Below are 12,061 nucleotides of genomic sequence, written 5' to 3' on the forward strand. Positions count from 1 at the left end.
TCTATGCAACGAGGGATAGTCTGGATCGTCGATGACGATAGCTCCATCCGCTGGGTGCTTGAACGTGCGCTCACTGGAGCCGGTGTGAGCTGCGTGACCTTCGACAGTGGCAATGCGGTGCTCGAAGCCCTGGCCACGCAAACTCCTGACGTGTTGCTGTCTGACATCCGCATGCCGGGTATGGATGGTCTTGCGTTGCTCAAGCAGATCAAACAGCGTCATCCGATGCTTCCGGTCATCATAATGACCGCACATTCGGATCTCGACGCCGCCGTCAGCGCCTACCAGCAAGGGGCGTTCGATTACCTGCCGAAACCCTTTGATATCGATGAAGCCGTAGCGCTGGTAGAACGCGCCATCAGCCATTATCAGGAGCAGCAGCAGCCTGCACGTAGCCAACCGGCCAACGATCCGGTGGCAGACATCATCGGTGAAGCCCCGGCGATGCAGGACGTGTTCCGCATCATCGGGCGCCTGTCGCGTTCGTCGATCAGCGTACTGATCAACGGCGAATCAGGTACCGGTAAAGAGCTGGTTGCCCATGCCCTGCACCGTCACAGTCCGCGCGCCAAATCGCCTTTTATCGCGCTGAATATGGCGGCGATCCCCAAAGACCTGATCGAGTCCGAACTTTTCGGGCATGAAAAAGGGGCCTTTACCGGCGCCAACCAAATCCGTCAGGGTCGCTTTGAGCAGGCCGACGGCGGGACCTTGTTCCTGGATGAAATCGGCGATATGCCGCTGGATGTGCAAACCCGCTTGCTGCGGGTGCTGGCAGATGGCCAATTCTATCGGGTCGGTGGTTATGCCCCGGTGAAGGTTGACGTACGCATCATCGCCGCCACCCACCAGAACCTGGAAATGCGGGTACAGGAAGGTAAATTCCGTGAGGATTTGTTCCACCGCCTGAATGTGATCCGCGTGCACCTTCCGCCGTTGCGTGAACGCCGTGAGGATATTCCGCGTCTGGCGCGTTACTTCCTGCAGGTGGCGGCAAAGGAGCTGGGTGTGGAAGCGAAAAACCTGCACCCGGAGACTGAAACTGCACTGACGCGCCTGCCATGGCCAGGTAACGTTCGCCAGTTGGAGAACACCTGCCGTTGGTTAACCGTGATGGCAGCTGGTCAGGAGGTGCTGATTCAGGATCTGCCGAGCGAGCTGTTTGAAACCTCTGCGCCGGAAACGACCGGGCATAGCCTGCCCGACAGTTGGGCCACGCTGCTGGCACAGTGGGCAGACCGCGCGCTGCGTTCCGGTCATCAAAACCTGCTGTCGGAAGCGCAACCGGAGATGGAGCGCACCTTGCTCACCACTGCACTGCGTCATACCCAGGGGCATAAGCAGGAAGCCGCCCGTTTGCTGGGGTGGGGGCGCAATACGTTAACGCGTAAGTTGAAAGAATTGGGAATGGAATAGTTTGCGGCATTGATTATAGAAAATACAATCAAGCGCACAAAAAAACGGCTATTTCAGGCTTTACAGCCGAAGAGGCCGCAGTATGATCGGGGCGCACACCCTGGAGGCTTCCATGCTGGATTCGTTAATCGCATTCATTTCTCAAGGCGCAGAACTTGGTTCTGCCGCCAGCCACACGCCGCAGGCAGCCGTTGCTGCGGTATTGTGCGCCGCACTGATTAATTTCTTCAGTTAAAACAACGGCCGCGAAAGCGGCCGATGTTTTACTCATCAAATAACCCGAGAGAATTGCTGAGTGCGGGCCTGTTGACGCAGGTAGATATCAAAGCACATGCAAATATTGCGGATCAGTAACCGGCCACGCGGCGTAACCTGAATGCCCTGCTCGTCACGCTCCACCAGCCCATCGCGTTCAAACGGCGCCAACAATTGCAAATCCTCGGCAAAATAATCGGCAAAGTTGATGTCGAACTGACGTTCTATGGCCAGATAGTCCAGTTTGAAATTGCAGATCAGCGTTTTGATCACCTCACGCCGCAAGCAGTCGTCTTCGGTCATCGCCAGGCCGCGCCACAGTGCATGGCCTTGCGCTTCGACGCTGCTGTAATAAACCTTCAGCTCTTTCTGGTTCTGCGCATAGCTGTCCCCCAGCATGCTGATGGCGGAGACACCCAGCCCCAGCAAATCACTGTCGCCCTGGGTGGTGTACCCCTGGAAGTTACGATGAAGTTTTCCTTCGCGCTGTGCCACCGCCAACTCATCGTCCGGTCGTGCGAAATGATCCATGCCGATAAACTGATAACCCGATTCGGTCAGGGAGGCTATGGTGTGCTGCAAGATATCCAGTTTCTGCTGCGCGCTCGGCAGATCTGCATCTTTGATTTTGCGCTGGGCAGCAAACAGGTTCGGCATATGGGCATAGTTAAATACGCTCAGGCGATCGGGACTTAGCTCTGCCACCCGCTGCAGAGTATAGGCAAAGCTCTCCGGCGTTTGCTTTGGCAAGCCGTAGATTAGATCGATATTGGTGGAATTAAAGCCAAGCGCTTTAGCGCGAGCAATCAGGGCAAAGATAAAGGCTTCATCCTGCTCGCGGTTCACCAGCCGCTGCACCTCTTTATTGAAGTCCTGCACCCCCATGCTCAGGCGATTAAAACCTTCGCTGCGTAAATGATCGAGCACATCCAGCTCAATCTCACGCGGATCGACTTCGATCGACATTTCGGCATCGGGTAGGAAATCAAAGTGTTGGCGCAGCATCGTTACCAGCTGGCTGATTTGTGCCTTGCTCAGATAGGTTGGCGTACCGCCGCCCCAGTGCATCTGGCCGACCTTACGCCCGGCAAACAACGGTGCACGTTGAGCAATCTCTTGCGCCAGCACCGCCAGATATTCATCGGCCTTGTGCGTTTGACGCGTCACCAGCTTGTTGCAACCACAGAAATAGCAGAGCTTGTGGCAGAAAGGGATATGCACGTACAGCGATAAAGGGCGCCCAGGATAACGCGCCGCGGCGCGTTGAAACGCCGCTTCGTCGTAGCTCTGGTTGAATTCCAGCGCTGTGGGGTATGAGGTGTAACGCGGCCCTGAATAGTTATATTTCTGGATCAGGGCCAGATCCCAGACAATTGCCTGCTCTGACATGCTCACTCCTTCCGATATTTTTTCCTACCGGGCCGGGAGATGGGCAGTTGTCTACGCTGTCTGGCCGCGGAAGCGCTGCGAAAACGCTTTTTGCGTTTAGACAGCCGCCATAGTTTACCGAATAACCACAGCAGATAACACATCAAGAGTAGGGCTATTGACGGGATCAGCCACATGACGCGTTAAATTACGTCTTTCGGGTTACCGCCTTTCAGCAGTTTCAGGATATCTTCCTTTTTCTCTTCTTCTTCGTCGTCTTCATCGTCGCCCAGCTCAATGCCCAGTTGTTCCATCAGGGCATCAATGCGATCCAGAGTCTGGTCAACATAACTCTGATCTTCTGCGCTCAGCGTCTCGCCGTCGTCAATACGATCCAGCAGTGCGTCCAGACGCTCATCATTTTCCAGCTTCGCCAGCTCTTCTTCCGGGGACAGACGTGGTTTGGCTTCGGCCTTAGGTTTTGGCTGCGGCTTGGCTTTTGGCTTGGCTTCGACCACCAGCGCTACCGGCACTTTGCTGCCAATACGCGGATCTTTGGTCTGCGCGTCGGCCTTGTTCTTTTGATTGGCAGACTCAACCTGGGTGCGAGAACCGGAAGCAAGACCACGGCGCTTTTTCAGACGCTTGCGCTCACGGGCTTCCTGATCGAGCTCCACACGGCTTTTCTTTTTGGTTTTCGACGTCGCCGCGCTGCTGCGTGGGGCGCGAGGTGCTTTTGATGGCTGGTTCATAGCGTATGCTCTTAGGTATGTAGATTCAGTATAGAGATAGATGCTATACGATTGCGGCGGAATCTAGCAGAAAGCGAACAAAGAAAAAAGGCGGCAGGTTAAACCCGCCGCCTTTTTGCACCCTCTTTCGAAGGATATTCCTGCTACGCATTCCGTGCGCACACTCAACATCCAGGTTTTTCCTTTTGCTATAAGCGCATTCCCTGCCGCACTACTTCCTTCATCCTGAAGGGAAAATCATCCATGGTGAAATCCGTTCGTGTCCACTCTTCCTGAGTTTGCTTCCTGCCGGCATCCCAATTGCGGTAACTTCACCATCCCTGTGCTATTTGCAAATTCCGATGCAAATAGACCCATTCCTTCGGTTATTCGTCCCGGTACTCATTAGCACGTCCCATGCTCTCCCTGAGATTTATCACCCTTCCCGGATGTTCCTTAATCCTGCACAGTCCTGTGCTGCAACTTACTTTACGCTATCAGGGGTCAGGCTCAAGGCACCCGCTGCGTAATAGGCTGATAAAAATACGCATCGGAGAATTAACATCATGTTTTATAATAAAAAGAATAAAAACAACTTTCGAATAAAAGCGACATTACCCCCTATTCGAATGGCAAATGTCTCACAAGCCTGCCCCACATAAATTGCCACACCCAACTGGCCCGGCGCTTAAAAACAGAGAAACACACCATTTTTAGCGCTGATGCAGTTATAATCGCCAACCAGTTAGCCATCCTCACGGAGACGAAAAATTTTGACCAGCAAGAATTACAATTATCATGTGACCCATTTCGTCACCAGTGCGCCCGATATTCGCCATCTGCCGGGGGATGAAGGTATTGAAGTTGCGTTCGCCGGCCGTTCTAACGCCGGTAAGTCCAGCGCGTTAAATACCCTGACCAACCAGAAAAGCCTGGCGCGTACCAGTAAAACGCCGGGCCGTACCCAGCTTATCAACCTGTTTGAAGTGGAAGAAGGCATTCGCCTGGTCGACCTGCCGGGTTATGGCTACGCCGAAGTGCCTGAAGAGATGAAACGCAAATGGCAGCGGGCGCTGGGTGAATACCTGCAAATGCGCAACTGCCTGAAAGGCCTGGTGGTGCTGATGGACATCCGCCATCCGTTGAAAGATCTCGACCAGCAGATGATCCAATGGGCTGTCGATGTCGGCACGCCGGTTCTGGTTCTGCTGACCAAAGCGGACAAACTGGCATCCGGCGCACGTAAGGCGCAACTGAATATGGTGCGTGAAGCGGTAGTGCCGTTTATGGGTGATATCCAGGTTGAGGCCTTCTCCTCACCGAAAAAAATGGGCGTCGACAAACTGAGCCAGAAACTGAACACCTGGTTTAACGAGATCCCGCCGGAAGTGCTACCGGAAGATGATGAAGCCGCCAGCGAATAAAAAGCCGCTGTGCTGCAACAGCCGATGTGGAAACGCATCGGCTTTTTTATGTGCGTTATTCGGGCGCCAGGCTATTTTCGTTATCTAATTACAGTTCTGACTGAAATCCATCATAAATACTTATGATGACTTGGTATTGAGAATCCGATGAGCAGGCCATTTCGGGGGAAAATCTGAAGGAAAGAGGTCGCGGGACGAATAAGAAGAACCTATGGTTTGGCTTTGTTTTTACAATAAAAAACGCCCCAGTCAATACTGACTGGGGCGGCTAAATATTCAGCCAAATCCGATTACGTGAAGTAAAAGGTCTGAAAGATAGAACATCTTACCTCTGTACCCTACGCCAGTAACTCTACATGATTTTTTCGCAGTGCAAAAGAATTTTTTGTAGTTTACTTACACAGTTTGGCGCGTAATAACGGCGAGGTTGGGGAAACAATCGCCGTATCCTGTAGCTTAATTACAAAAACTGCTTAGGTTATCGCCAGTTAGCCCATCCTTTAAGAACGAGGCCAGCGAACGGCCACGCAATCAGTGGGCTTCGTCCCAGTTGGCTCCCACGCCGACATCCACTTTCAGTGGGACAGCCAGCGTCATGCTATTTTCCATCAGCTCGCGAATGCGTTGGTTAGAGGTTTCCAGCACCGATTCATGCACCTCGAACACCAATTCATCGTGTACCTGCATGATCATACGCACCAGCGGCTCTTCCTGAGCTTGCAACCAGGCGTCCACCTCGATCATCGCACGTTTGATGATATCGGCGGCAGTCCCTTGCATAGGGGCGTTAATCGCCGCGCGCTCGGCCGCCTTGCGACGCATGCCGTTACTGGAGCTGACATCCGGCAGATAGAGACGGCGGCCGTCCAGCGTGCTTACATAGCCCTGACTGGCAGCCTGCTGGCGGGTACGCTCCATATATTCCAATACGCCCGGGTAGCGCTCGAAGTAGAGATCCATGTAGCGCTGCGCTTCACCACGCGGAATGCCCAATTGGCGTGCCAGACCAAACGCGCTCATGCCATAAATCAGGCCAAAGTTAATTGCCTTGGCGCTGCGACGCTGTTCGTTGGTCACTTTATCAAGCGGCAGGCCAAATACCTCGGCTGCGGTGGCACGGTGGATATCCTCACCGGCCGCAAAGGCCTTCAGTAACCCTTCATCTTGTGACAGATGGGCCATAATGCGCAGTTCGATTTGCGAATAGTCGGCCGCAACGATGCGGTAACCCTCAGGAGCAATAAAGGCCTGGCGGATCCGGCGCCCTTCGTCGTTACGCACCGGGATATTCTGCAGGTTAGGATCGCTCGAGGAGAGACGTCCAGTAGCCGTCACCGCCTGATGATAAGAGGTATGCACCCGGCCACTGACCGGATTGATCATCAGCGGCAGCTTGTCGGTGTAGGTCGTCTTCAGCTTCGCCAAGCCACGGTATTCCAGGATCACCTTAGGCAACGGGTAATCCAACGCCAGTTCGGCCAACACTTCTTCGTTAGTAGATGGGGCTCCACCCGGCGTTTTCTTCAGTACCGGCAGCTTCTGCTTTTCGTACAGGATCGCCTGCAGCTGTTTGGTTGACGCCAGATTGAAAGGCTCTTCCGCGAGTTCATGGGCCTGAATTTCCAGCTCGGCCAGGCGTTTGGTCAATTCGATGGAGTGCGTGGCCAGAATGCTTTGATCAATCAGCACCCCGGTGCGTTCGATGTGCGACAACACCGGCAACAGCGGCATTTCAATCTCATTGAATACTTTCAGCAGCTCGGCGCTTTCCTTCAATTGCGGCCACATCGCCAAATGCAATTGCAAGGTAACGTCGGCATCTTCGGCAGCGTAAGGAGCCGCCTGCTCCAGTGCAATCTGGTTGAAGGTGAGCTGCTTTTTCCCCTTGCCGGCTATCTCTTCGAAGGTCACGGTTTTATGGCCGAGGTAACGATCGGACAAGCTGTCCATATCGTGACGACCGCCCACGCTGTCCAGCACATAAGATTCCAGCATGGTGTCGAAGGCAATGCCACGCAGGGTAATGTCGTAACGCGCCAGCAGGCCCATATCGAACTTCAGATTTTGCCCGACCTTGAGCGCTTTCTCGTCTTCCAGCAGCGGCTTCAAGGTGGCCAGCACATAATCGCGATCCAGCTGTGCCGGGGCATCTAGATAGTCATGCGCTACCGGCAAATAGGCGGCTTCGCCCGGTGCAATGGCAAACGACAGGCCGATCAGATTGGCGGTCAGGGTGTCCAAACCGTCGGTTTCGGTATCAAACGCAAATACCTCGGCTTTTTTCAGCTTTTCCAGCCACTGCACGAAAGTATCTTCATCCAGGATGGTGACATAACCTTCTTGCGATAACGTCGCTTCGGCAGGTGCTTTGTCTGCTACCGCCGTCGCCTTTGGCGCACTGGCAGCTTTCACGCCGGTACCCTTTTTACCTTCCAGCCAAATACCGGCTTCAACATCCGCCAGCCAGCGTTTAAATTCGTATTGTTTAAACAACTGCTGCAGCACATCGACATCCAGCGCTGATACTTCGAGATCGGCGCAGGTAAGATCCAGTTCGACGTCGGTTTTGATGGTCGCCAGCTTGTAGGAGAGGTAAGCCACCTCTTTGTTCTGTTCCAGCTTGGCCGCCATGGTCTTGGCGCCGCGGAAGCTGAGCGTGGCGATGCTATCGAGGTTGGCATAGAGCGCATCCAGCCCCCCAAGCCCCTGTAACAGCGCCTGCGCGGTTTTCTCGCCAACACCAGGTACGCCAGGGATGTTATCCGAGGAATCACCCATCAGCGCCAGGAAGTCGATAATCAGCTCCGGCGGAATGCCGTACTTGTCGCACACTTCCTGTGGACCAAGGATGGTGTTGTTCATGGTGTTGATCAGGGTGACGTTCGGTGTGACCAACTGCGCCATGTCTTTATCGCCGGTGCTGATCAGCACCGCATGGCCGGCTTTTTCTGCCTCCAGTGCCAAAGTGCCAATCACATCGTCGGCTTCTACGCCAGGCGTGACCAGCAGCGGCAACCCCATCGCCTTGACCATTTTGTGCAACGGTTCGATTTGCGCACGCAGGTCGTCCGGCATCGGCGGCCGGTGCGATTTGTATTCTGCGAACAGCTCATCGCGGAAGGTTTTTCCTTTGGCATCAAACACCACCGCAACATGGCTTGGCTGGTACTGCAGCAATAGACTGCGCAGCATGTTCAGCACGCCATACATTGCCCCAGTAGGTTCACCCGCAGAGTTGGTCAGCGGAGGGAAGGCATGATAAGCGCGGTAGAGGTACGAGGAACCGTCAACCAGGATTAATGGGTTTTCTGCAATCTGGGCCATAGCGTTTCTTTATCGTGATCGGACATGACGGTAAGCATGCCATAGCTGGCCGCCTGAGACGAACCTTAGCGTGCATTAAGGGCGAAAATCATGTGATTCTGCAAAGCGATCCGCAAGATCCTGCCTGTGGATAACTTTGTGCATAGAAAAGACAACAAATTATAACGATGAGTTTATCGTTATAATGGAAAATAAAAATCCTATTGAAATCACTGTGTTAAACAGAGCTGTTTTAACTGAAGGTTATTATCGACTTTTACACAATTTGTGGATATAACTTGCGCCCGATTTTAATCGCACTATTAATCAAATTTGGCGCCTCAATTACCATAGCACAAGGTGAGCAAGTTGCACGAAAACGCAGCAAATGCCTATTTCTTCCCCTCTAAAACAGCTACTGTTGGCAGGCATTTTCCCCCTATAATGTCGCTAAAATATTTTTTGTTCATGCATACTGGCATGTAACGCTGTTCTCACCAACCGTCAGCCTATAACCATGCCAAGATTGCTATCCCCTGTTATTTTTATCGTTTCCAGCCTGCTCGCCATTTTGGTCACCGTACTGTGTTCGATCCCCATTACGATCGCCGGCGTCATTAAGTTACTGGTGCCCTTTCCTGCCGTATGGCGACGTATCTCCGCCTTCGCCGACTTTATGATGTGGTGCTGGTGCCTGGGGTTATCGCTGCTATTACGTATTAACGGCCAACTGCGCTGGGATATAGAAGGGTTGGAAGGCCTGGATCGAAAAAACTGGTATCTGCTGATCAGTAATCACGAAAGCTGGTCGGATATTGTGGTGCTGTGCGTATTGTTCCGTAACCATATTCCAATGAATAAGTACTTTCTTAAACAGCAATTGGCCTGGGTCCCTTTTGTCGGTCTGGCCTGCTGGGCGCTGGATATGCCCTTCATGAAACGCTATTCGCGCGCCTATTTGCTCAAACACCCTGAAAAGCGCGGTAATGATATCGAGACCACACGCCGTTCCTGCGAGAAGTTTCGTAAACGCCCGACCACCATCGTTAATTTTGTAGAGGGCTCGCGTTTTACCGAAGCCAAGAAAATTAAAACTCGTTCGCCCTACCGCAATTTATTAGCCCCTAAAGCTGCCGGTATTGCTTTTACACTCAGTGCATTAGGTAAGCAGTTCGATAAGGTGTTAAACGTCACCCTGCTTTATCCAGATAATACTGAGCGGCCTTTTATGGATATGCTGTGCGGCCGGTTAAAACGCATTGTGGTAAGGGTTGAATTGCTGCCAATCGACGAAAGCATGCATGGCGATTACTTTAACGATAAGCAGTTCAAGCGACGTTTCCAGCTTTGGCTGAACACGCTGTGGCAGGATAAAGACAGATTGCTGGATCGATTGAAACGGCAATAGAAGTTAAAAAAAAGCCGGCTAAGCCGGCTTTTTTACTTTAAATTTCGGTTACTTCTGCTCGCTGAGGAATTTAACCACGTCGGCGAATTGCTTCACGTAAGCATCCATCGAACTGGTGTCCAGGCCGTCATTTTTGACCATGTATTTGCCATTAACAAATACCGCCGGTACGCCACGCAGCTGCAGATCTTCTGCAGCTTTCTCCTGTTGAACCACCAGGGATTTAACTACGAAGCTGTTCAGAGCCCCGTCATAATCAGCCGCGCTCACGCCTGCTTTCACAAACACGTTGCGGATATCATCAGGCGTTTGTACGGTCTGGGTTTTCTGCACCGCTTCGAACATCAGCGGGCTGACTTTATCTTCCACACCCAGCGCCATTGCAACAGCCCATGCCTGAGTCAGTTGTTTACCCAACGGCCCCAGGAACTCAACGTGGTACTTGGTCATTTTAGTGCCCGCAGGCAGCGCTTTTTTCACATTTTCGGAAACGTGATAAACCTGCTCGAACTGATAGCAGTGTGGGCAATAGAAGGAGAAGAACTCCAGGACCTGAGGTTCACCCGTCACTGGCTTGTCCAGGGTGACATACTGGGTACCATCGCTAAACTGCGCAGCCGAGGCACTGAATGCCATTACCATGCCAACGAGCGCCAACCAAATTTTCTTCATAAGACTAAACTCTCCATTGTGTTAAAGCTTCAATACATTGGCATCAGCTGCAGAGGGGGCTCCTGCAACAGCTTAACCTGTTCGGTGAATGCCGCCGTCTGAGATAACCAAAAATCAGACTCCGCCATCCACGGAAAACTTTTAGGGAACGCAGGATCTTGCCAGCGGCGAGCAACCCATGCCAGGTAGTAAACCATACGCATAGCACGCAGCGGCTCGATCAACGCCAACTCACTTTGATCAAACTCAGCAAACTCTGAGTACGCTTCCAACAAAATATCTAACTGCATCAAACGATCGCGACGCTCACCGTGCAACAACATCCACAGATCCTGTATCGCTGGCCCGTTACGCGCGTCATCAAGATCAACAAACAGTGGGCCATCACGCCACAGAATATTGCCCGGATGGCAGTCACCGTGCAAACGCCGCGGCTGCCAATCCTGATGCCAATGCTGTTTGATCGCCTCAATCAGCTTGTCAGTCGCTGCAAGAAAGCTGTCACGCTGCGCTTTGGGCAACAGCGCGCAGCCCGCCAAAACCTGACGCGGTAAAGTGAGGTACTCCTCGATGCCCATCGTCGGACGTTCAACAAACAGGCTTTCGCTGCCCACCTGATGAATGCGCCCCAGGAAACGGCCAACCCACTCCAGTTGATCGAGATTGTCGATCTCATACTGCCGTCCGCCAACGCTGGGAAAAACCGTAAAAAAGAAACCGTTGTGCGTATGCAGCGTATTGCCCTGCAGAACTAATGGGGCAACTGCAGGGATCTCCGCCAGAGCAAGATCATGGGAGAACTGGTGTTCTTCACCAATTTGTTTCGCGCTCCAACGTTCTGGCCGATAAAACTTCACCACATAACGCTTACGATCCTCGTCCATAAACTGATAGACGCGGTTTTCATAACTGTTAAGCGCCGTTAGCCCGGAGTCTACACGCAGGCCAACCCCTTCCAGCGCGTCCATAATCAGGTCGGGCGACAGGGTCTGAAAATTAAAAGCTGAGTTGTTCATAACAACATTCGGTTTCGGTTGGGCGACATCACAATGCCGGGATTGAGAAATAGTAGCATTAATGACGGGTTGCACGAGCAACGGCTTACCCCTAACGCACGAATGCTAATCTTTGATCACGCCACGGGCGCGTAGCAGTGCCGTTTTGAAATCTTCCTCATAATCCTTTTTCAGACCGGGGATCTGTTCGTTGCCGGCGCTGCCGCGCATTTTCAAATGGTAGATCAGAATATCATCGCTTAGTTCAGTCAGATTGCCCTGAAAGCCAGCTTCTTGCGCCAACCTCTGTAAAAACTGGATCAGATTAAGATCCGGATCTTCCTGCCAGGCCGGGTGCAGAAGCTCAATCAGCTCGTTTACGCGGTGCGTTTTCATCGCAATATTGTCCAATAGAATCAATAAACACACAAAGTAACAGGCTTGCCAACGCAGTGAAAGAAGCAGCTTGTCAATAAAGGTAAATCCTGA

General features: G+C 52.6%; 11 protein-coding genes. 4 read left to right on the forward strand and 7 right to left on the reverse strand.

Translation table 11 applies throughout. The features are described from left to right. The first annotated feature begins 3 nt into the window (after window positions 1–3). On the forward strand, window positions 4–1,416 hold the full coding sequence (gene glnG, locus M495_RS23990) for a nitrogen regulation protein NR(I) (protein WP_041415118.1): 1,413 nt from the start codon (window positions 4–6) through the stop codon (window positions 1,414–1,416). A 112-nt stretch (window positions 1,417–1,528) separates the two neighbouring features. Then, entirely contained in the window at window positions 1,529–1,651 is a 123-nt protein-coding gene (locus tag M495_RS25680; RefSeq protein WP_139285489.1) for a YshB family small membrane protein, read from the forward strand. Window positions 1,652–1,686: 35 nt separating this feature from the next. On the opposite strand, the gene hemN is transcribed toward M495_RS25680, so the two are convergent. After that, window positions 1,687–3,060, reverse strand: coding sequence for an oxygen-independent coproporphyrinogen III oxidase (hemN, locus tag M495_RS23995; protein WP_020837673.1), 1,374 nt, complete (start codon window positions 3,058–3,060; stop codon window positions 1,687–1,689). Window positions 3,061–3,242: 182 nt separating this feature from the next. After that, window positions 3,243–3,791: a Der GTPase-activating protein YihI gene (yihI, locus tag M495_RS24000; protein WP_020837675.1), complete on the reverse strand. Its 549-nt coding sequence runs from the start codon at window positions 3,789–3,791 to the stop codon at window positions 3,243–3,245. A gap of 752 nt (window positions 3,792–4,543) precedes the next feature. On the opposite strand from yihI, the gene yihA reads away from it, so the two are divergent. Beyond that, entirely contained in the window at window positions 4,544–5,194 is a 651-nt protein-coding gene (gene yihA / locus M495_RS24005; protein ID WP_020837676.1) for a ribosome biogenesis GTP-binding protein YihA/YsxC, read from the forward strand. A gap of 276 nt (window positions 5,195–5,470) precedes the next feature. On the opposite strand, the gene M495_RS26295 is transcribed toward yihA, so the two are convergent. Beyond that, window positions 5,471–5,518, reverse strand: a complete 48-nt coding sequence (locus M495_RS26295) for a spot 42 RNA, inhibition of DNA synthesis (protein ID WP_071892919.1) — start codon at window positions 5,516–5,518, stop codon at window positions 5,471–5,473. A gap of 207 nt (window positions 5,519–5,725) precedes the next feature. After that, window positions 5,726–8,518, reverse strand: coding sequence for a DNA polymerase I (gene polA, locus M495_RS24010; protein WP_020837678.1), 2,793 nt, complete (start codon window positions 8,516–8,518; stop codon window positions 5,726–5,728). 496 nt (window positions 8,519–9,014) lie between these two features. On the opposite strand from polA, the gene M495_RS24015 reads away from it, so the two are divergent. Beyond that, window positions 9,015–9,905, forward strand: coding sequence for an acyltransferase (locus M495_RS24015; RefSeq protein WP_020837680.1), 891 nt, complete (start codon window positions 9,015–9,017; stop codon window positions 9,903–9,905). Window positions 9,906–9,953: 48 nt separating this feature from the next. Here M495_RS24015 and dsbA read toward each other — a convergent pair whose 3' ends face one another. From dsbA to M495_RS24030, 3 genes are all read right to left on the reverse strand, one after another. Next, entirely contained in the window at window positions 9,954–10,577 is a 624-nt protein-coding gene (gene dsbA / locus M495_RS24020; RefSeq protein WP_020837681.1) for a thiol:disulfide interchange protein DsbA, read from the reverse strand. A gap of 29 nt (window positions 10,578–10,606) precedes the next feature. Continuing rightward, a complete protein-coding gene (locus M495_RS24025; protein ID WP_020837682.1) occupies window positions 10,607–11,593 on the reverse strand; it encodes a serine/threonine protein kinase in 987 nt (328 codons plus the stop codon). 105 nt (window positions 11,594–11,698) lie between these two features. Then, a complete protein-coding gene (locus M495_RS24030) occupies window positions 11,699–11,968 on the reverse strand; it encodes a YihD family protein (RefSeq protein ID WP_041415746.1) in 270 nt (89 codons plus the stop codon). Window positions 11,969–12,061: the final 93 nt, after the last annotated feature.

Source organism: Serratia liquefaciens ATCC 27592 (assembly GCF_000422085.1).
In the GTDB taxonomy this organism is placed as follows: domain Bacteria; phylum Pseudomonadota; class Gammaproteobacteria; order Enterobacterales; family Enterobacteriaceae; genus Serratia; species Serratia liquefaciens.